The 20,275-nt window shown below is 69.4% G+C and carries 18 protein-coding genes and 2 tRNA genes; 9 read left to right on the plus strand and 11 right to left on the minus strand.

Annotated features, from left to right (window positions below; genetic code table 11):
• Positions 1-156: 156 nt before the first annotated feature.
• Together ACZ55A_RS04800 and ACZ55A_RS04805 are read left to right on the plus strand one after the other, a co-directional pair.
• Complete coding sequence (locus ACZ55A_RS04800; RefSeq protein WP_468833466.1) at positions 157-1,095, plus strand: hypothetical protein; 939 nt, start codon at positions 157-159, stop codon at positions 1,093-1,095.
• A gap of 245 nt (positions 1,096-1,340) precedes the next feature.
• Positions 1,341-1,631, plus strand: coding sequence for a hypothetical protein (locus tag ACZ55A_RS04805; protein ID WP_468833472.1), 291 nt, complete (start codon positions 1,341-1,343; stop codon positions 1,629-1,631).
• An 86-nt stretch (positions 1,632-1,717) separates the two neighbouring features.
• Here the strand turns inward: ACZ55A_RS04805 and clpX are convergent, their stop codons facing one another.
• The 5 genes from clpX to ACZ55A_RS04830 all read right to left on the minus strand — a co-directional run bounded on the left by clpX (position 1,718) and on the right by ACZ55A_RS04830 (position 6,536).
• Positions 1,718-3,001 (minus strand): ATP-dependent Clp protease ATP-binding subunit ClpX, encoded by a 1,284-nt coding sequence (gene clpX, locus ACZ55A_RS04810; protein ID WP_129279243.1) that lies wholly within the window; start codon positions 2,999-3,001, stop codon positions 1,718-1,720.
• A 169-nt stretch (positions 3,002-3,170) separates the two neighbouring features.
• On the minus strand, positions 3,171-3,848 hold the full coding sequence (locus ACZ55A_RS04815) for an ATP-dependent Clp protease proteolytic subunit (protein ID WP_468834663.1): 678 nt from the start codon (positions 3,846-3,848) through the stop codon (positions 3,171-3,173).
• 65 nt (positions 3,849-3,913) lie between these two features.
• On the minus strand, positions 3,914-4,516 hold the full coding sequence (locus ACZ55A_RS04820) for an ATP-dependent Clp protease proteolytic subunit (protein WP_030283915.1): 603 nt from the start codon (positions 4,514-4,516) through the stop codon (positions 3,914-3,916).
• Positions 4,517-4,811: 295 nt separating this feature from the next.
• Complete coding sequence (gene tig / locus ACZ55A_RS04825) at positions 4,812-6,191, minus strand: trigger factor (RefSeq protein WP_468833482.1); 1,380 nt, start codon at positions 6,189-6,191, stop codon at positions 4,812-4,814.
• Positions 6,192-6,459: 268 nt separating this feature from the next.
• Positions 6,460-6,536: transfer RNA gene (locus tag ACZ55A_RS04830), tRNA-Pro, on the minus strand.
• A 214-nt stretch (positions 6,537-6,750) separates the two neighbouring features.
• Here ACZ55A_RS04830 and ACZ55A_RS04835 point away from each other — a divergent pair.
• Both ACZ55A_RS04835 and ACZ55A_RS04840 read left to right on the plus strand, forming a co-directional pair.
• A tRNA-Gly gene (locus ACZ55A_RS04835) sits at positions 6,751-6,821 on the plus strand.
• Between the two features lie 133 nt (positions 6,822-6,954).
• On the plus strand, positions 6,955-7,326 hold the full coding sequence (locus ACZ55A_RS04840; protein WP_468833488.1) for an arsenate reductase family protein: 372 nt from the start codon (positions 6,955-6,957) through the stop codon (positions 7,324-7,326).
• Between the two features lie 88 nt (positions 7,327-7,414).
• Here the strand turns inward: ACZ55A_RS04840 and ACZ55A_RS04845 are convergent, their stop codons facing one another.
• Positions 7,415-7,609, minus strand: coding sequence for a hypothetical protein (locus ACZ55A_RS04845; protein ID WP_468833492.1), 195 nt, complete (start codon positions 7,607-7,609; stop codon positions 7,415-7,417).
• A gap of 617 nt (positions 7,610-8,226) precedes the next feature.
• On the opposite strand from ACZ55A_RS04845, the gene ACZ55A_RS04850 reads away from it, so the two are divergent.
• The gene (locus tag ACZ55A_RS04850; protein WP_468833496.1) at positions 8,227-9,405 is read left to right on the plus strand and encodes an acyltransferase family protein; all 1,179 of its coding nucleotides are present in this window, start codon (positions 8,227-8,229) and stop codon (positions 9,403-9,405) included.
• Here ACZ55A_RS04850 and ACZ55A_RS04855 read toward each other — a convergent pair.
• Together ACZ55A_RS04855 and ACZ55A_RS04860 are read right to left on the minus strand one after the other, a co-directional pair.
• Positions 9,402-9,806 carry a tautomerase family protein gene (locus tag ACZ55A_RS04855; RefSeq protein WP_468833502.1) on the minus strand — a complete coding sequence of 135 codons (405 nt, stop codon included), beginning with the start codon at positions 9,804-9,806 and terminating at the stop codon, positions 9,402-9,404. The two genes, ACZ55A_RS04850 and ACZ55A_RS04855, sit on opposite strands and share 4 nt — an antisense overlap.
• A 297-nt stretch (positions 9,807-10,103) precedes the next feature.
• Positions 10,104-11,249: a SpoIIE family protein phosphatase gene (locus ACZ55A_RS04860; RefSeq protein ID WP_468833509.1), complete on the minus strand. Its 1,146-nt coding sequence runs from the start codon at positions 11,247-11,249 to the stop codon at positions 10,104-10,106.
• Between the two features lie 127 nt (positions 11,250-11,376).
• Here ACZ55A_RS04860 and ACZ55A_RS04865 point away from each other — a divergent pair, with 127 nt between their 5' ends.
• The gene (locus ACZ55A_RS04865; RefSeq protein ID WP_468833518.1) at positions 11,377-12,606 is read left to right on the plus strand and encodes a GNAT family N-acetyltransferase; all 1,230 of its coding nucleotides are present in this window, start codon (positions 11,377-11,379) and stop codon (positions 12,604-12,606) included.
• 273 nt (positions 12,607-12,879) lie between these two features.
• Here the strand turns inward: ACZ55A_RS04865 and ACZ55A_RS04870 are convergent, their stop codons facing one another.
• Together ACZ55A_RS04870 and ACZ55A_RS04875 are read right to left on the minus strand one after the other, a co-directional pair.
• On the minus strand, positions 12,880-13,743 hold the full coding sequence (locus ACZ55A_RS04870; protein WP_468833524.1) for an Fpg/Nei family DNA glycosylase: 864 nt from the start codon (positions 13,741-13,743) through the stop codon (positions 12,880-12,882).
• Between the two features lie 70 nt (positions 13,744-13,813).
• On the minus strand, positions 13,814-14,299 hold the full coding sequence (locus ACZ55A_RS04875; RefSeq protein ID WP_468833530.1) for a ribose-5-phosphate isomerase: 486 nt from the start codon (positions 14,297-14,299) through the stop codon (positions 13,814-13,816).
• A gap of 214 nt (positions 14,300-14,513) precedes the next feature.
• On the opposite strand from ACZ55A_RS04875, the gene ACZ55A_RS04880 reads away from it, so the two are divergent.
• Entirely contained in the window at positions 14,514-15,971 is a 1,458-nt protein-coding gene (locus ACZ55A_RS04880) for an amino acid permease (RefSeq protein ID WP_468833536.1), read from the plus strand.
• A 63-nt stretch (positions 15,972-16,034) separates the two neighbouring features.
• On the opposite strand, the gene ACZ55A_RS04885 is transcribed toward ACZ55A_RS04880, so the two are convergent.
• A complete protein-coding gene (locus ACZ55A_RS04885; RefSeq protein ID WP_468833542.1) occupies positions 16,035-16,634 on the minus strand; it encodes a biotin transporter BioY in 600 nt (199 codons plus the stop codon).
• Positions 16,635-16,966: 332 nt separating this feature from the next.
• Between ACZ55A_RS04885 and ACZ55A_RS04890 the strand changes: the two genes are divergently transcribed.
• A complete protein-coding gene (locus ACZ55A_RS04890) occupies positions 16,967-18,376 on the plus strand; it encodes an amino acid permease (RefSeq protein WP_468833547.1) in 1,410 nt (469 codons plus the stop codon).
• A 297-nt stretch (positions 18,377-18,673) separates the two neighbouring features.
• Positions 18,674-20,110, plus strand: coding sequence for an amino acid permease (locus ACZ55A_RS04895; protein WP_468833554.1), 1,437 nt, complete (start codon positions 18,674-18,676; stop codon positions 20,108-20,110).
• Positions 20,111-20,275 lie beyond the last annotated feature (165 nt).

Raw genomic sequence — 20,275 nt, forward strand, 5'->3', positions numbered from 1 at the left:
AGTGTACGGGCGCGCATGTAGCAGCTTCGAATCGGTTTCGCCCCCGGGGCAACGGCTGTCAGCCGCGTCGTACAGGATGTCGGAAGCGCATAAGCATCACAGAACTTCACACGCAGAACTTCAACTGTCTTCAGTTGTCACGAGGGGATCCGCTCCATGAGCTTCAACCAGCCGCCTCCGGGCCCGTACGGCCAGCAGCCCCAGCAGCCCGGCCCGTACGGCCAGCCGCAGCCGCCGGCCCCGCAGCCCGGCTACGGCTACCCCCAGCAGGGCGGCCAGGTGCCCCCGCAGCAGGGCTACGGCTACCCCCAGGCCCCTCAGGCTCCCCAGCAGGGCTACGGCTACCCCCAGCAGCCCGCCCAGCCCGCCTACGGCCAGCAGCCCCCGTACGGCGGCCAGCAGACCCCCTACGGAGTGATCCCCCAGGGCCCTGAGGAGTCGGGCGGCAACGGCAAGAAGATCGGCCTGATCGCGGGCGCGGTGGCGGCCGTCGCGGCAATCGGAGTGGGCGCGTACTTCGTGTTCGGGTCGGGCGGGGATGTGAAGCCTTACACGATCTCGCTGCCGGACAAGCTGCTGAGCGGGCAGTTCTCGAAGGCCCCCGGCGGCGGGGGAGCCGAGGACTTCGCCGGCGACAAGGAAGCCAAGGCGATGGGCATCACCAACGCCAAGGGCGTCAGGGGCAGCTACAAGGCCGCCGGCGGACTGACCATGAGCGTGTACGGCATCTACGGCACGATCGCCGACCCTGAGGGCACGGTGAGCCAGATGTTCGCCAAGGTCGACGAGAACCAGAAGAAGAACATGGGGAACGCCAAGGTCGAGGACGTCACCCCGACGACCGAGTACTCACCCAGTGACTTCGACGGCGCGGTGATGAAGTGCCGGACGCAGAAGCTCACGCTGTCGCAGAGCGGCGTCACCGTGCCCGTGAACGTCTCCACCTGCATCTGGGGAGACAACAGCGCCATCGGCGTCGTCACGATGGCGGCCGCGCCGTCGCCCTCCGGCCCCGCCACCGCCACCACGCCCGGCGCCGAGGAGCTCTCCGAGAAGACCGCCAAGATCCGCAACGAGGTCCGCAAGGAGAAGTAGCGGCACCGCTCGTGCGCCGTTGTGGGGGCGGCGGCACAGGCACCGCGGGCAGCGTCCGTAACGACACAGAGCCGTCCGGCAGCTGGGGAAGCTGCCGGACGGCTCTCGTTGGGCGCCTTTCACCCGACAAGGCGAATCAACAGTTCCGGCAGATCATTGGCCAAATCATCACACATGCGGGGGAGATGGGATTCACCAGCTGATACCTTCGCCTCGACCAATGATCAACAACGAGGGGGGCTGTCATGCGCAACTCAGTACGTCGCCTGGCCGCGGCGACCGGAGTCCTGGTGGCGGCAGGTGCACTGCCGATCGTCGCGAGCGCGCCGGCCCACGCCAGTACCGATGACTGCCAGAGGGTCGTGGCCTACGCCGGCTACAAGGTGGGGCCGAAGGTACATAATGCGTGCCGCCTCACGGGCGAAGGCAACATCATCGTGCGGGGCATGAACATCGCCATCTGCCAGACGAAGTTGAAGGTGATGGGCGTCAAGGAAACTGTGGCCGACGAGGCGTGCAAAAGGGGACTCGACTGAACTACTGACAGGCCTTAACGAGAAGACGCCCGGCAGCCGAGGAAGCTGTCGGGCGGTTCTCGCGTGTCTGCGGGGCGGGGCGCGGGCTACGCGCTCTTCTCCTGCGGCTCCCCCGACTCGCCGCGGTTGCGCGGGACCAGGGTGGGGTTCACGTTCGAGTGGACGACGTCCTCGGTGATGACGACGCGGGCGACGTCCTTGCGGGACGGGATTTCGTACATCACCGCCTGGAGGACCTCCTCCATGATGGCGCGCAGGCCGCGGGCGCCGGTGCCGCGGAGGATGGCCTGGTCGGCGATGGCCTCCAGGGCCGGGCGGTCGAAGTCCAGCTCCACGCCGTCGAGTTCGAAGAGGCGCTTGTACTGCTTGACGAGGGCGTTGCGCGGCTCGACGAGGATCTGGAGCAGCGCCTCGCGGTCGAGGTTGTGGACCGAGGTGAGGACGGGGAGGCGGCCGATGAACTCGGGGATCATCCCGAACTTGACCAGGTCCTCCGGCATGACGTCCTGGAGCTGGTCCTTGGACTCGATCTCGCGCTTGGAGCGGATCGTGGCGCCGAAGCCGATGCCCTTGGCGCCGGACCGGGCCTCGATGATCTTCTCCAGGCCGGCGAAGGCGCCGCCGACGATGAAGAGGACGTTCGTGGTGTCGATCTGGATGAATTCCTGGTGCGGGTGCTTACGGCCGCCCTGCGGGGGGACCGAGGCGGTGGTGCCTTCCAGGATCTTGAGGAGGGCCTGCTGGACGCCCTCACCGGAGACATCGCGGGTGATCGACGGGTTTTCGCTCTTCCGGGCGACCTTGTCGATCTCGTCGATGTAGATGATGCCGGTCTCGGCCTTCTTGATGTCGAAGTCCGCGGCCTGGATCAGCTTGAGGAGGATGTTCTCGACGTCCTCACCGACGTAGCCGGCCTCCGTCAGTGCCGTGGCGTCGGCGAACGCGAAGGGGACGTTCAGCATCCGGGCCAGGGTCTGCGCGAGCAGGGTCTTGCCGGAGCCGGTCGGGCCGAGCAGCAGGATGTTGGACTTGGCCAGCTCGATGCCCTCGTCGCCGCGGCCCGGGCCGTTCTCGCCCGCCTGCACCCGCTTGTAGTGGTTGTAGACGGCCACCGACAGGGCCTTCTTGGCGGGCTCCTGGCCGACGACATAGCCGTTCAGGAACTCGTAGATCTCCCGCGGCTTGGGGAGCTCCTCCCACCGCACCTCGGAGGTCTCGGCGAGCTCCTCCTCGATGATTTCGTTGCAGAGGTCGATGCACTCGTCGCAGATGTACACACCAGGTCCCGCGATGAGCTTCTTCACCTGCTTCTGGCTCTTCCCGCAGAATGAGCACTTGAGCAGGTCGCCGCCGTCACCGATGCGTGCCACGAGGTGCTTCCCCTTCGCCTGGGATCCGCATTGCTCCACGGACCCGGGTGCTTGCCTATCGACGGTACCTTGCCGGGCCCCCCATACGGGCCCCCCTTGGACCGACTCGGTTCACTCGATCCGAACCCGGTCCAAGAGGGCAACGCTCCGGCTCAATTCGCGAAGATTGCTATCCGATCGAGACCGACGACTTACGCGTCGAGACGATCTGGTCGACCAGACCGTACGCCAGGGACTCCTCGGCGGTCAGAATCTTGTCACGCTCGATGTCATCACGGATCTTCTCGATGGGCGTGGAGGAGTGCTTGGCGAGCAGGTCCTCCAGCTGCGAGCGCATCCGCAGGATCTCGTTGGCGGCGATCTCCAGGTCGGAGACCTGACCGCGACCGGTCTCGCTGTACGGCTGGTGGATCAGCACACGGGCGTTCGGCAGCGCCATCCGCTTGCCGGGCGTACCGGCGGCCAGCAGGACCGCGGCGGCCGAGGCGGCCTGGCCCATGCAGACCGTCTGGATGTCCGGCTTCACGAACTGCATCGTGTCGTAGATGGCCGTGAGCGCCGTGAACGAGCCGCCGGGGCTGTTGATGTAGATCGAGATGTCGCGGTCCGGGTCCATCGACTCCAGGCACAGCAGCTGCGCCATGACGTCGTTGGCCGAGGCGTCGTCGATCTGCACGCCGAGGAAGATCACACGCTCCTCGAACAGCTTGGCGTACGGGTCGTACTCCCGCACACCCTGCGACGTGCGCTCGACGAAGCGCGGGACGATGTAGCGGGACTCGGCGCGCGGGCCGGAAAACTCGGACTCCGGGCGCTGGTAGACGCCGCTGCCGGGGAAGTTGTTCATCGTGGTGTTCACCGTCCTGGTGGCGATCAAGTGGGCTGGGGTGGCTGGGGCGAGTGCTGTGGGGCTCAGGCCCCGGTGCCGCCCCCGCCCGGAACGCCGGCGGCGGAGGTCATCACATCGTCGATCAGGCCGTACTCCTTGGCCTCGTCCGCAGAGAACCAGCGGTCGCGGTCCGAGTCCTGGGTGATCCGCTCGACGGTCTGGCCGGTGTGGAAGGCCGTGAGCTCCGCCATCCGCTTCTTGGTGTGCAGCAGCCGCTCGGCGTGGATCTTGATGTCCGACGCGGAGCCGGCCAGACCCGCGGAGGGCTGGTGGATGAGGATCTCGGCGTTCGGCAGCGCGAAGCGCTTGCCCGGGGTGCCGGCGCTCAGCAGGAACTGTCCCATCGAGGCGGCGAGGCCCATCGCGATCGTCACCACGTCGTTCTTGATGTACTGCATGGTGTCGTAGATCGCCAAGCCGGCCGAGATCGAGCCGCCCGGGGAGTTGATGTAGAGGAAGATGTCCTTGTCCGGGTCCGCGGCGAGGAGAAGCAGCTGCGCGGTGATCTTGTTGGCGATGTCGTCGTCGACCGGCTGGCCGAGGAAGATGATCCGCTCGCCGAGCAGCCGGTTGTAGACCTGGTCGCCGAGGCCACCGAAGGTCGGCTCAGCGGCGGCGGAAGGCATCGGGATCGTCACGTGTCCACCTGCTCGTTGTCGGACGGCCAGGGGCCGTCTCAGCGTCGTCTTCTGGGGCGCGGGGATCGGGCGCCGTATGTCGCCCCGGCGCGGTTTCAGGGACTCCCCTGCCCTCGTATCTACGGACCCTAACGCGCAGGTCGGACAACGCCATCCCGCATTGTCAACTGTTCGCTGTGAGCGCAGGCTCACCGGTCCGTGATGACGTACGGGCCCGAACACGCGGACGTGCGTGTTCGGGCCCGTAAACAGTCGTTCAGCGAAACCGCGAGGCGGTCGGGGCTCAGGCCTCGGGCTGCTCGTCGGCGCCCTCGGCCTCGGCGACGACGGTCTCGGCGACCTCGGCCTCGTCCTCGTCCTCCAGGTCGACGACCTCGCCGTTGGTGTCCTTGACCGTGGCGGCCTCGACGACGACCGCGAGGGCCTTGCCGCGGGCGACCTCACCGACGAGCATCGGCACCTGGCCGCCCTCGACGACGGCCTGGGCGAACTGGTCGGGGGACATACCGGAGGACTGCGCGCGGCGCATGAGGTGCTCGGTGAGCTCCTCCTGGCTGACGTTCAGCTTCTCCTTGTTGACCAGCTCGTCGAGGATGAACTGGGTCTTGATGCCCTTCTCGGCCTGCTCCTTGGTCTCGGCGTCGAACTCTTCCTCGGTCTTGCCCTGGATCTCCAGGTACTTCGCGAGGTCGAGACCCATCTGGCCGAGCTGGTGGTGCTCCAGGTTGTGCTTGCGGGTCTGGATCTCGTCCGCGAGCAGCTTCTCCGGCATCGGCACCTCGACGAGCTTCAGCAGCTCGTCCAGGACCTTCTCCTGCGCCTGGGTGGCCTGGTCGTACTTCTTCATCTGCTCGAGGCGCTTGCGGCTGTCCGCCTTGAGCTCCTCGAGGGTGTCGAACTCGCTCGCCAGCTGCGCGAAGTCGTCGTCCAGCTCGGGCAGTTCGCGGGCCTTGACCTCGGTGACCTCGACCTTGACCTCGGCCTCCTTGCCCTCGGCGGAGCCGCCCTTGAGCTCGGAGGTGAAGGTGGCGCTGCCGCCGGCCTCCAGGCCCTTGACCGCGTCGTCGATGCCGTCCAGCAGCTCACCGGAGCCGACGGTGTACGTGACGCCCTCGGCGACACCGTCCTCCAGGACCTCGCCGTCGACCTTGGCCTCGAGGTTCACCGTCAGCACGTCGCCGTCCTGGGCGGCGCGCTCGACCGGGCTGGTCGAGGCGAAGCGCTCACGCAGCTGCTCGACGGACTTGTCGACGTCCTCGTCCGACACCTCGACGGCGTCGACCTCGACCTCGATGCCGGAGTAGTCCGGGATCTCGAGGGCCGGGCGGATGTCGACCTCGGCGGTGAAGGCCAGCAGCTCGCCGTCCTTCAGCTCGGTGATGTCGACCTCGGGCTGGCCGAGGACGTTCAGCTCGCCCTCGTTGACCGCCTCGGTGTAGAACTTCGGGAGCGCGTCGTTGACGGCCTCCTCCAGCACGGCGCCGCGGCCGAACCGCTGGTCGATGACGCGGGCCGGGATCTTGCCCTGGCGGAAGCCCTTCACCGTGACCTGCTGGTTGATCTTCTTGTACGCCGCGTCGAGGCTGGGCTTGAGCTCCTCGAAGGGCACCTCGACAGTGAGCCGAACCCGAGTCGGGTTCAGGGTCTCCACGGCGCTCTTCACGGTTCGGTCTCCTTGGGGCTGACTTCTGGGGTTCTGCTTGATGAGATCCACCAGTACCCGGCTGTTCCGGGCCCGGCCGATCGTGTCCCGTACGCAGATACACAGACACACGGACACGCAGCTTGCATAGTAACCGCTAGGAGGATGACGCCCACAACGTGATCTTGAACGCCCGCCGGTCGTGCGGGTCCCGGTGGGCCGGGGCGCCCGGCCGCTGTCGCCGGGCTGACCTGACGGTCAAGGTGACCTGGTGGTCGGGGTGACCTGATGGTCGGGGTGGCCGGATTCGAACCGACGACCTTCCGCTCCCAAAGCGGACGCGCTACCAAGCTGCGCCACACCCCGTCGGTGCGACACGTAGGGTACATGGCCGCGGACAGAACGGCTGCCAGTTATCGGGATGCCTGGTGGGATGCGGTGCCCGGCGCCGGGGAAAGCCACGCCTCGTACGGAAACGCACGGGGTACGCGGAGGGCTCGCGCGGGGAAGGGGTGTGCGGCGCACCGCCGCGACCCGCTAGGATGCACTGCGTGCCGAGGTCCTTCGACCCACGGCGCCTGCGGGCGTAGCTCAATGGTAGAGCCCTAGTCTTCCAAACTAGCTACGCGGGTTCGATTCCCGTCGCCCGCTCAGATGAGGAAACCCGGGCCGCGCGGCCCGGGTTTCCGCTTTTCCGGCACCCCGCCCTTCGCGCACGACAGCGCACCGCGTCTCCCGGGTACGCCTCTTCGCTCCGCCCGCGCGGCTCCTTATGCTGGCCGGCATGGAGATCTGGCTCAATCCCGCGTGTTCCAAGTGCCGTTCCGCCGTCGAGATCCTGGACGAGGAGGGTGCCCAGTACACCGTGCGCAGGTATCTGGAGGACCCGCCGAGCGCGGACGAACTGCGCGAGGTGCTGGCGCGGCTGGGCCTGGAGCCCTGGGACATCACCCGTACCCAGGAGGCCGCGGCGAAGGAGCTGGGGCTCCGGGAGTGGGAGCGCACCGAGGCCGCGCGTGAGCGGTGGATCGCGGCGCTGGCGGCGCACCCCAAGCTCATCCAGCGGCCGATCATCACGGCGGACGACGGTTCGGCGCTGGTGGGACGCACCGAGGAGGCCGTACGCGAGGTGCTGGCGCGGACCGGGGGCGAGTGACCTCGTACGACGGGGACGCGTACGGCCGGGCCTGGTGCGGAGGCCCGCCCGAGGAGCCGGCGGGGGACCTGGCGCCCCCGCGGATCACCTAGAAGGTGATGTGGTTGATGGTGTCCGCCAGGGAGTTCAGGAACCTGTTGATGGACGGCGCCATGCCCGTGGAGGCGAGGAAGAAGCCGAACAGTATGGCCACCATGGCCGGTCCGGCCTTGAGTGACTTCCCTCTGATCAGCACGATCAGGATGATCCCCAACAGCAGCACAACTGACAGCGACAGAGCCACAACTGATCACACCCTTGGTCGGAACGCCTCACACCGGCCCGGGAGCATGAGCATGCTGCGCACACCCCCCGGCACCCATCGTGCCACCAACTCCATGCCCATCGCAGGCCGGTGATGAATCATCGGCCAACGCTTTGCCCGATTCCGACCGGTGGGGGTGATGGGACGCCAGTGAGGGGGACGGGGTGCCGACGGGGCGGCAGTCCGGTGGCGAGGGAGGCAGGGGCCGGCGCGGACACCCCCGGTGCCCTCCGCCGGGAATTCATCAGCCGGCGCCACGCCGGTAATTCGGCCCGAACTTTCTGATCGTTTTCCTTGGCTCACCAGCCCGGGAAATTCACTTATTCGTGGCGTCCGTCACGCTTTTACGGACCGCACAGGAGTGACCCGCCCCACGGGAACGTAACACCCTACAAGTGGACATTCCTTCCGCGCCGTTCGCAGGGGATATCACCCGTTTTGGGGGTATGAAACACCGTAAAAAGGACAGCTGGTGAGGGTTACGCTTCATTGATTGCAGGATTTATCCCTGCGCTATCCGGGGCGGCACCTGCGCAAATAGCGAATGGCTCGGATGCGGTTTTACGCATTCGCCGGGCACCGCTATCGTGCCTCCAATGTTTTCCGCTGCCCCGACACCTCGACGCGAGCTCCCCCCTGCCCGTGAGGCAGTGGACACGGAGCGAACGGAGCCCGCGGGGCAGCAGCCGCCCGCCGCACCGGAGGGCGGACCGGCACCCGGTCCGAAGACCGGCGGCGGCGCCCGTAACGCGTTCTTCGACAACGCGAAGTATCTGGCCATCGTGCTGGTGGCGATGGGCCATTCCTGGGAGCCGCTGACCGACGGCAGCCGGGCCGCCGAGGCGCTCTACATGACCGTCTACACCTTCCACATGCCGGCCTTCATCATCATCTCCGGCTACTTCTCGCGCAGCTTCGACATGCGCAAGGACCGGTTGCAGCGGCTGGTCACCGGGGTCGCGGTCCCCTACATCCTGTTCGAGACCGCGTACGCCTTCTTCAAGCGCTGGGCGGACGACGATCCCGGCCATCCGATCAGCCTGCTCGATCCGTGGTTCCTGACATGGTTCCTGGTGGCGCTGTTCGTCTGGCGGCTGACCACACCGCTGTGGAAGGTCGTGCGCTGGCCGATTCCGCTCGCGGTGGCGATCGCGGTACTGGCCTCCATCTCCCCCGACATAGGGGACGATCTGGACCTCCAGCGGGTGCTTCAGTTCCTGCCGTTCTTCGTGCTGGGTCTGTCGCTGCGGCCGGAGCACTTCCAGCTGGTGCAGCGGCGGGCGGTGCGGATCGCCTCGGTGCCCCTCTTCGCGGCCGCGCTGGTGATGGCCTACTGGGCGGCGCCCCGGATGTCCTCGGCGTGGTTCTACCACCGGGACAGCGCCCAGGAGTTGGGCACCACCTGGTGGATCGGCGCGGTGATGACGCCGGCCCTCTTCGGCTGCTCGATCGTGCTGGTGGCCTGTTTCTTCTCCTGGGTGCCGACGCGCCGGACGTGGTTCACGGTGCTGGGCGCCGGCACGCTGTACGGCTACCTGCTGCACGGCTTCCTGGCGAAGGGCTCGCGCTTCTGGGGCTGGTTCGACGACTACGCCTGGCTGCACACCCCGCTCGGCGAGATCGCCGTCACCCTGGTCGCGGCCCTCATCATCACGGCCCTGTGCACGCCGCCGGTCCGCAAGTTCTTCCGCTTCGCGATGGAGCCCACGATGTCCTGGGCCTTCCGCAAGGACCCGGCCGGCACCGCACGCACCCGCGAACGGACCGCCGCCTAACCGGCGTTCTCCCGGCCGGCCTCGGCGTACTGGGCCACCCCGTTGCCGAGCGACCAGTCGACCGACTCGTTCTCGGACACGATGACGAACACGTTCCGCGGCTCGGTCCCCGCGTACGCCTGGGCGAGTTCGGCGATCCGCCGGTACAGCGCCCGCTTCTGGTCGGGGGTGCGGCCGGCGCGCATGGTGATCGCGACGTAGACGATGCCCTCGTCACGGTGCACCCCGAGGTAGTCGTCGTAGCGCAGCGTGCTGCGGGTGCCGTCATGACCGGCCAGGACCTGGAACCGGTCATCGGGCGGGATGCCGATCGTCTCCACCAGGGCGTCGTGCACGGCGCGGCCGAGCGCGTCGAGCCGGGCGCCGTCGGCGCCCAGTGCGTCAATGCGGACGAACGGCATATCGGTGTCCCCCTTCGGACGTGGTGAACCCGCGGATCGGCGCGGTCCGGCGGGCGAGTTGGTCGGCAACCTGATCGTACATACTAGTAGGTACAATCGCACGGCGGCGGAAGGCCTGGAAGACGAAGCCAGCCGGCTGCGGCGCAGGGTGGTGAGGCGGTTCTCACTCATTCGGCTGATTTCCGTCCCGGCGAGGCGCACGGACCGGCGGTGGGACGGTCCGGACCGGCCCCTCATGAGGACGGCCGGACGACGAGGTGTGGGGAAAACCCCACCGGGAGCAGCCAGGGGCTGGGGTCAGGAGTCGCGGCAGATCAGCAGGAGGGCCCGGTCGTCGTTGACGTCCTTGGCCACGGCCTCGATCAGGTGCCAGGCGGCGCCGGCGAAGCCACCGGCGACATAGCGGTCGGCCTCGCCGGTCAGGCGGTCGATGCCCTCGGCGATGTCCCGGTCGGCGGCCTCGACCAGGCCGTCGGTGAAGAGCATCAGCACGTCGCCGGGGCGCAGGGTCCCCTTGACCGGGTCGAACTGGGCGCCGTCGTAGACACCCAGGAGCGGCCCCTCCCCCGACTTCTCCTCCCAGCGGCCGCTGCCCGCACTGAGCTGGAGGGCCGGCAGATGGCCCGCGGAGAGGAGTTCGTAGTCGCCGGACTCCAGGTCGAGGACGAGGTGGATGGAGGTGGCGAAGCCCTCGTCCCAGTCCTGGCGCAGCAGGTAGCCGTTGGCGGCGGGGAGGAAGCCGTGCGGCGGGAGGGAGCCCAGCAGGCCGCCGAAGGCGCCGGAGAGGAGCAGCGCGCGGGAGGCGGCGTCCATCCCCTTGCCGGAGACATCGGTGAGCACGACTTCGAGGATGTTGCCGCCCTGGGTGCGGGAGGCGACGACGAAGTCACCGGAGAAGGACTGGCCGCCGGCCGGGCGCAGCGCCATTTCGTGGTGCCAGCCCTGGGGCAGCCGGGGCAGCTTGCTCTGGACGCGGATGCGTTCGCGCAGGTCGAAGAGCATGGTGCCGCCGCGCCGCCAGGGCACCCCGACCCGGCTGCGGAACTGCGCGATGAGCAGGCCGAAGAACCCGACGGCGGCCACGACCAGCACGGTGCCGGGCGTGATCCGCTCGACTCCTTCCTCGTACCGGGCGAAGAGCGCGGACTCGACGACCAGGGCGGCGGCGGAGGCTCCGTAGAGGACGAGAAGGTTGGCCGGGCGGAGGAGGAGGCCGCCGGCGATCACCGGGAGCACCAGGGCGGTCGGGGCGATCCATTCGGGGCGCCAGAGGGTGCCCGCGGCGATGGCGGGGATGGCCAGCAGCAGGACGGCGAGCGCGAAGTGGTCGGAGCCCTCGCCGCGGAAGTAGTCGACCCCGGCTTTGCGCACACCGACGCGAGCCCGGTGCAGCCCCTTGTGCACCCGGGCCGTCAGGGTTTCCGTTCCCGGGCCGCTTGTCATTGCCCTGGGACCTTATCCACCCGTTCGGCGGCGCGTCGATTCGCCGCACGCCGCCCGGCCCGATTGCCGGGAAACCCCGTTCGAAATGCGGTCGCGCGGCCGGAGAGGGGGCTGCTAGGGATGGGGTATGACGACGGAATTACGGGTGCTCCGGGACGCCGAATGGGACGTCTGGTCCGAAGCGACGGAACTGCCGTTCGGGGCACTGCCACAGCCTCCCGAGAAGCTCGCCATCCGGCGTGAGATCACCGAGACCGAGCGCGCGCTCGCCGTATGGGACGGGGCGGAGTGCGTCGGCACCGCGGGGGCGTTCTCGTTCCGGCTCACCGTGCCGGGCGGGGCCGGGGTGCCGGTGGCCGGGGTCACGATGGTGGGTGTGCGGCCGACGCACCGCAGGCGCGGGCTGCTGCGCGCGATGATGCGCCATCAGTTGGCGGACGTGCGCGAGCGCGGTGAGCCACTGGCGGTGCTGACCGCCTCGGAGCCGGCGATCTACGGGCGGTTCGGCTACGGCGCGGCGGCCCTGGACATGGGGCTGACCGTGGAAACGGTGCGGCTGGCGGCCCCGGAACTGCCCGGCGTGGACGGCGTACGGCTGCGGCTGGTGGACCCGGCGGCCGCGCTGGCCGACTGTGAGCGGGTCTACGCCCAACTGGTGCCGACCCGCCCGGGGATGCTGGCCCGGCTGCCCGGCTGGGAGCGGATCGCGGTGCTCGACCTCCCCGCCGAGCGGGCGGGGGCCGGGGCGTTGCAGTGTGTGGTGGCCGAGGTGGACGGCGAGGTGCGGGGGTATGCGCGCTATGCGGTCACACCGGGGTCGGACGGGGCCGGGCCGTGCGGAAGGGTGCAGGTCCGGCACCTCGAGGCGCTGGACCCGGTGGTGTATGCGGCGCTGTGGCGCTATCTGTTCGGGATCGATCTGACGTCGTCGGTGTCGGTGGTCACCCGGCCGGTCGACGATCCGCTGCTCCATCTGGTGGCGGACATGCGGCGCTGCGGGATGGCGCTGCGGGAGTCGTTGTTCGTACGGCCGGTGGAGGTGGGCGCGGCGCTGGCGGCGCGGACGTACCTCAGGCCGGTGGACGTGGTCCTGGAGGTCACGGACCCGTTCTGCCCGTGGAACGAGGGCCGGTGGTGGCTGTCGGGCGACGAGCGTGGTGCGAGCTGTGCGCGGACGACGGATGCGGCCGATCTGGCGCTGTCCGTACGGGAGTTGGGGTCCGCCTATCTGGGCGGGTTCTCCCTGGCGTCGCTGGCCGCGGCGGGCCGGGTGCGGGAGCTGCGGGCGGGGGCGCTGGCGGCGGCTTCGGCGGCGTTCGGGTCAGAGGTGGCGCCGTGGTTGCCGCACGGGTTCTAGGGGTGTTCGCACAGTCCCGTCTTCCGGGCATGCCCTAGGAGCCGGAGTCTCCCTAGGAGTTGGGCGAACACATCCCCTACGGGGTGCGAGCACCCCCTGCGGGGCCACAACGGGGTGGGGCAGGACAGTATTCCCGAGGTGGGGCAGGCAGTATTCCCAGGTTCCCGGATTCCCGATTCCCCGATTGCCGGATTCCCGGCCGTCGGTGGGCGGCGGCGCCGGTGTGCCGCCGCCCCGGGCCCCGGGGCCCCGGTGTGCCGCCGCCCCGGGCCGTCAGTTGACGGTGGTGGCGGGCTGGCAGCCCGGGCACCAGAACAGGTTGCGGGCGGCGAGACCGGCGGTACGGATCTCGGTGCCGCAGATGTGGCAGCCCTGGAGGGCGCGGCGGTAGACGTAGACCTCGCCGCCGTGGTCGTCGACCCGCGGCGGGCGGCCCATGGCCTCGGGCAGATGCTCGGGCCGTACGGTGTCGATGCGGTTGTGGCGGACGCCCTCGGCCATCAGGAAGACCAGGTCGGCCCAGAGGGCGTCCCATTGGGCGCGGGTGAGGTCACGGCCCGGCAGGTACGGGTCGATCCCGTGCCGGAAGAGGACCTCGGCCCGGTAGACGTTGCCGACGCCGGCGATGACCTTCTGGTCGAGGAGCAGGGCGGCGATGGTGGTGCGGCTGCGGGAGATCCGCTGCCAGGCGCGGGTGCCGTCGTCGCCGGGGCGCAGCGGGTCGGGGCCGAGGCGGTCATGTATCGCGTGCTTCTCGGCGTCGGTGATCAGTGCGCAGGTGGTGGGGCCGCGCAGGTCCGCGTATGCGTCGGGGGTGGCCAGGCGCAGCCGTACGGTCTCGGTGGGCGGTGGAGCGGTGTGGGCGCCGAAGCCGAGCTTGCCGAAGAGGCCGAGGTGGATGTGGACCCAGCGATGGGGGTACCCCCGGGACCGGAGCTCGTCGGAGGTCCTTGGGGGAGGGCCGAAGCCGAGGAAGAGGTGCTTGCCGTGTGCCTCGGCGGTGGTCATGACCTGGGCGTCGATCAGCGCCGCGCCGTCGGCGAACTTGCCCTGGGGGCTGCTCGCCCGGACCCGTCGTCCTTCGAAGCGGGCGCGGTGGTCGAGGGCGAGCCGGTGGATCGTATGCCCTTCGGGCATGGGTGTCCTCCAGTGGGCGCGCCCGCCCTCCCCGGCGGCCGGGGAGGGCGGGCGGCGGGGTGTGCGGTGGTCAGCCCTGCGGGTGGTGGGCAGGGATGGCCGGGAGTTCGCCGGTGGTCTCGTACACCGAGAGCATCTCGATGCGGCGGGTGTGCCGCTCCTCGCCCGAGTAGGGGGTGTTGAGGAAGACCTCGATGAACCTGGTCGCCTCTTCCTGGGTGTGCATCCGGCCGCCGACGGAGATGACGTTGGCGTTGTTGTGCTCGCGGCCGAGCTGGGCGGTCTCCTCGCTCCAGGCCAGCGCGGCCCGTACGCCCTTGACCTTGTTGGCGGCGATCTGCTCGCCGTTGCCGGAACCACCGATCACGATGCCGAGGCTGTCCGGGTCAGCGGCGGTCTTCTCCGCGGCACGGAGGCAGAACGGCGGGTAGTCGTCCTGGGCGTCGTAGATGTGGGGGCCGCAGTCGACGGGCTCATGGCCGTTGGCCTTGAGCCACTCGACGAGGTGGTTCTTGAGGTCGAACCCTGCATGGTCGGAGCCGAGATACACGCGCATGCGATGAGTGTGACACGCGCCCCGCCGGGTAGGCGCCGCCGGGTCTTCTCCGTGAGTCCGGCGGGCGGAATGGCTCTATTGCCTTCCGTACGTATGTCAGACAGGTAACCGCCCAGTGTTTCACCCAACAATCCGGTTCTAGACCTTCCAATCGATGGGTTAACAAAGATCTAATGCGGGGGTTCCCATCCGCGAACCACGAAGGACGGTGCACATGGGCGCGCACCCGCCTACAACGAAAGCGGTCCACACCGCCGGCGACCCCGGCAGCGGACTCCAAGCGGGGCAGTCGCAGGACGGGCTCCAGGCAGGTCTCAAGAACCGCCATCTGTCGATGATCGCCATCGGCGGGGTGATCGGCGCCGGACTGTTCGTCGGCTCCGGCGCGGGAATCGCCGCCGCCGGCCCGGGCATTCTGCTGTCCTACGCGCTGACCGGTCTGCTGGTCGTGCTGGTGATGCGGATGCTGGGCGAGATGGCCGCGGCCTCCCCCGCCTCGGGCTCCTTCTCCGCCTACGCGGACAAGGCGATGGGCCGCTGGGCAGGCTTCACCATCGGCTGGCTGTACTGGTTCTTCTGGTCGGTGGTACTGGCCGTGGAGGCCACCGCGGCCGGCGCGATCCTCACCGGCTGGGTCCCGGCCGTCCCGCAGTGGGCCTGGGCTCTGCTGGTGATGATCGTGCTGACCGGCACCAACCTGGTCTCGGTCAGCTCGTTCGGCGAGTTCGAGTTCTGGTTCGCCGGCATCAAGGTCGTCGCGATCGTGGTGTTCATCCTGGTCGGCGCGCTGGCCGTGTTCGGGCTGCCGCCGGGCGACCATGCGCCGGGGCTGGCCAATCTGACCGGGCACGGCGGATTCCTGCCGCACGGGCCGTGCGCGATCCTCTCGGGCATGCTGCTGGTGGTCTTCTCCTTCATGGGCAGCGAGATCGTCACGCTGGCGGCGGGCGAGTCGCCCAACCCCGTGCAGGCCGTGCGCCACGCAGTCAACAGCGTCATCTGGCGGATCGCGCTGTTCTACATAGGCTCGATCGCGGTGATCGTGACGCTGCTGCCGTGGGACGACCCGGCGGTGCTCAAGAGCCCGTACGTGGCGGTGCTGGAGTCGCTGGACATTCCGTACGCGGGCACCGTGATGGATGTCGTGGTGCTGACCGCGGTGCTGTCCTGTCTGAACTCCGGGCTGTACACCGCCTCCCGGATGGCGTTCTCGCTCGGTCAGCGCGGCGACGCGCCCAAGTCGTTCGCCACCGTCAACAAGGGCGGGGTGCCGGCGGTCGCGATCTGGGCCTCGGTGGCCTTCGGCTTCATCGCGACGATCTTCAGCTACACGTCGAAGGACACCATCTTCCAGTTCCTGCTGAACTCGTCGGGTGCGGTGGCGCTGTTCGTGTGGCTGGTCATCTGCCTCTCGCAGCTGCGGATGCGCCGGATCCTCGAACGGGAGACGCCGGAGCGGCTGACGGTACGGATGTGGCTGTATCCGTGGCTGACGTACGCGACGATCGGGCTGATCGTCTTCGTCGTGGGCTACATGTTCTACGACCCGGACGGGCGCGAGCAGATGGTGCTGTCGGTGGTCGCGGCCGTGGTGGTGCTGGCGATCGGTCTGCTGCTGGACCGGAAGCGGCCGCGGGAGCGGGACACCGTGGACGCCGTGGAACGCGGATAGCGGCAGTGACGAGGGCGGGCCCGCACCGGGAAGGTGCGGGCCCGCCCTTGTCGTGCGGGGTGGTCAGCCGCGGCGGCCGGCCAGCTTCCAGGCGGTCGGCAGGGCGCCCATCGCCAGCGCGGCCTTGAGGGCGTCACCGATCAGGAACGGCACCAGCCCCGCGGCGACGGCCTGGCCGAGGGACATCCCGGTGCTCAGCGCGAGGTAGGGGACGCCGACGCCGTAGATCACGGCCGTGCCGGCGGCCATGGTGGCGGCGGTGCGCAGCACTCCGCGGTCACCGCCGCGGCGGGCCAGCGCGCCCACGAGGCCGGCGGCGAGCAGCATGCCGACGATGTAGCCGAAGGTGACGCCGCCGGCGCCGGAGGCACCGCCGGCGAACCAGGGCAGGCCCGCCATGCCCGCCAGGGCGTACAGCGCGAGCGAGAGCAGACCGCGGCCGGTGCCGAGCGAGGCGCCGACCAGGAGGGCGGCGAAGGTCTGGCCGGTGACCGGGACCGGGGAGCCGGGGACCGGGACGGCGATCTGGGCCGCGACACCGGTGAGCACGGCGCCGCCGGCCACCAGCGCGGCGTCGCGGACGCGGGCGCGGGTGGCGGTGGAGGCGGCCGGCAGCAGGTCGGCGAGGACGGTACCGGGGCGGTGGAGAGCGGCAGTGCTCATCGGGGCTCCGCGAGGGTGAGAGGGATCGGGACAGGTCGGGTCGCGATGACGTTAGTCCAGGGGACCGGGAGCGATCATCGTGAGGCGGCGACAAAGCCGCACCGGCCGGCTTGGAGAGTTCCGAACAACCGCCGCGCTGCCCGGGCTTGTTGGGGCATCTGGCGTCTTCGCAGGTCACGTGATGCTCATCACGGCCGGGGCCGCTGCGGGACGCCGGTTTTGTGGTAGCGCGCGAGGTGCGGCGACACTGGGTCCGCCCCGCGGTGCTCCTGTGGGGTTCCCCCAAACACCGGCGGCCCCGCCGCCCCTCCCCCTGCGAGAGTCACGAGCCGATGCACGACACACCGACCACCGCCGGGCCGACCGCGCCCGGTGCGGGCGCCGGCGAGAAGGAGCCGCTGTCCACGGGGCTCAAACAGCGCCATCTGACGATGCTGGGGCTGGGCGGGGTGATCGGCGCCGGCCTGTTCGTGGGGTCCGGTGCGGGGATCGCGGTGGCCGGGCCGGGGATCGTGCTCTCGTATCTGATCGCGGGCGCGCTGGCGATGCTCATCATGCGGATGCTCGGTGAGATGTCGGCGGCGATGCCGGCCTCCGGGGCGTTCTCGGTGCACGCGGAGCGGGCGCTGGGCCGCTGGGCCGGTTTCAGCGTCGGCTGGCTGTACTGGTTCCTGCTGGTCGTGGTGCTGGCCGTGGAGGCGACCGGCGCGGCGCAGATCGCCGAGGGCTGGGTGCCGGCGGTGCCGCAGTGGGGCTGGGTGCTGATCTTCATGTGTGTGTTCACGGTGGCCAACCTGGCCGCGGTGAAGAACTTCGGGGAGTTCGAGTTCTGGTTCGCGGCGCTGAAGATCACCGCGATCGTGCTGTTCCTCGTGCTGAGCCTGCTGGCGATCTTCGGGGTGCTGCCGGACACGGATCCGGTCGGGACGGCGAACCTCACCGGGCACGGCGGCTTTCTGCCGCACGGCTGGGCCGGGGTGATCTCCGGGGTGCTGGCGGTGGTGTTCGCCTTCGGCGGGCTGGAGGTCGTCACCATCGCCGCGGCCGAGTCGGACGATCCGGCGCGTGCGGTGGGCCGGGCGGTGCGCAGCGCGGTGTGGCGGATCCTGTTCTTCTACGTCGGCTCGATGCTGGTGATCGTGGCGCTGCTGCCGTGGTCGTCGCTGCGGCCGGGCGAGAGCCCGTACGTGGCGGTGCTGGACCGCATCGGGGTGCCGGGCGCCGGCCAGATCATGAACATCGTGGTGTTCGTGGCGCTGCTGTCCGCGCTGAACGCCAATCTGTACGGCTCGTCGCGGATGGTGTTCTCGCTGGCCGAGCGGGGCGAGGCGCCGCGGGCGCTGCTGAAGGTGTCGGGAGGGGTGCCGCGGCGGGCGGTGCTGGCGTCGGTGGCCTTCGGGTTCGTCTCCGTGCTGCTGAATCTGAAATGGCCGGATTCGGTCTTCCTCTACATGCTCAACGCGGTGGGTGCGGTACTGCTGTTCGTCTGGGGGCTGATCGCGGTCTCCCAGCTGCTGCTGCGTCCGCGTATCGAACGCGAGGCGGCCGGGGAACCCGCCTTGCGGATGTGGGCGTTCCCGTATCTGACGTGGGCGGCGCTGCTGGGGATGGCGGGTGTCCTGGTGCTGATGCTGACCGATGACACCGCCCGTCCCCAGCTGCTGTGGTCGGCCGGGGCGACGGGTGCGGTACTGCTCGTCGCGGGTGTACGGGAGCTGCGGCAGCGCCGTGCGCGGCGCTGAGCCGACCGCCGTACGGGCCTCACCGGGAGTCGTAATCGACGATGAATCAGACACGCACGGTGACGATCACGTCTGAATACCGAACATTCGCTGCACAACTGTTGCCCTGAGCGGACACCGGCGCCCAAACTGAGCCAGCTTTGCCGAGGATCCCGGAGTTGCGCCGTCGGCAGCCCCCGCGCGACCCACTGCCCCGGCAGAGGTCCGGGGGGACCGGCAGCACCGTAGCGCCGGTCGCGGCCTCGGGAGAACGCAGTATCGCCTTGCTCCGCTCTCACCTACTGGGACAGGTACGACATGAATCGGACACCCTCGTCCGCCGCGCCCGCGCATGAGCACAGCGCGATCCAGGGCACCGGCCCCGATAGTGGCCCCGCACTGTCCAACGGCCTCAAGCAGCGCCATCTCTCCATGATCGCCCTGGGCGGCGTGATCGGCGCGGGTCTGTTCGTGGGCTCGCGGGAGGGCATCGCGGCGGCCGGCCCGTCGATCGTGCTGGCCTACGCGGTCTCCGGCGCCCTGGTCATGCTGGTCATGCGGATGCTCGGTGAGATGGCCGCGGCCAACCCGGCCTCCGGCTCCTTCTCCGTGCACGCCGAGCGCTCCATAGGTTCGTGGGCCGGCTTCACGGTGGGCTGGATGTTCACCGCGCTGCTGTGTGTGGCGGTGGCCGCCGAGGCGCTGGGCGCCGCGGATGTGATGCACCAGTGGTTCCCGAGCACCGAGCCCTGGATGTGGGTGCTGCTGTTCATGGTGATCTTCACCGCCACGAACCTGGCCGCGGTCTCCAACTTCGGTGAGTTCGAGTTCTGGTTCGCCGCTCTGAAGGTCGCGGCGATCGCCCTCTTCCTGGTCCTGGGCGTGCTGGCGATCTTCGGTGTGCTGCCCGGCACCCATGCGCCGGGCGCCACGCACCTCACCGGCGACGGCGGGTTCCTCCCCAAGGGCGTCGACGGCCTGATGGTCGGTCTGCTGGCGTCGGTCTTCGCGTACGGCGGTCTGGAGACGGTCACCATCGCGGCCGCCGAGTCCAAGGACCCGGTGCGCGGTGTGGCGAGCGCGGTGCGCACCGCGATGTGGCGGATCGCCCTGTTCTACGTCGGCTCGATGGCCGTCATCGTCACCGTCATTCCGTGGAGCGCCCCCTCGATCGCCAAGTCCGGACCGTACGTGGCGGTCCTGGACTACCTCAAGATCCCGGCGGCCGGCCAGATCATGAACGTGGTCATCCTGGTCGCGCTGCTCTCCGCGGTGAACGCCAACCTCTACGGCTCCTCGCGGATGGCGTACTCGCTCATCTCCCGCGGCCAGGGCCCGGCCTTCCTGGGGAAGGTCAGCGGCGGGGTGCCGCGCCGCGCGGTGCTGATGTGCTCCGCCTTCGGCTTCCTGGCGGTCCTGTTCAGCTTCCTGTGGCCCACCACGCTCTTCCAGTGGCTGCTGAACATGGTCGGCGCGGCCGTCCTGGTGGTGTGGGGCTTCATCGCCGTCGCGCAGCTGCGGATGCGGCGACAGCTGGAGCGCGAGGCGCCCGAGAAGCTGGTCGTGCGGATGTGGGCCTTCCCGGTGCTGACGTGGGTGGCGCTGGCCGGCATCGTGGTGGTGCTGCTGCTGATGCTGCGCGACGAGAACCAGCGCATCCAGCTGCTGTTCACCGGTGGCTTCGGGGTGGTGCTGGCCGCGATCGGGCTGGTGCGGCAGCGGGCCCTCAAGGGCGTGGGGGCGGCGCGGCAGTAGCGCCCACCCACCCGTAGTCCCCTGAGGCGGGGCGGGACCTCCTTCCGAGGTCCCGCCCCGCCTCCGTCTTTGGGACCAGCCCGGCCAGCGCGCCCCTCCGATGATCACTGCTGCTGATAGCGTGCTCTTGCACATTATTTGCAACTACTGCTTTGAGGCAGCTTG

Source organism: Streptomyces sp. NPDC034111, assembly GCF_055575375.1.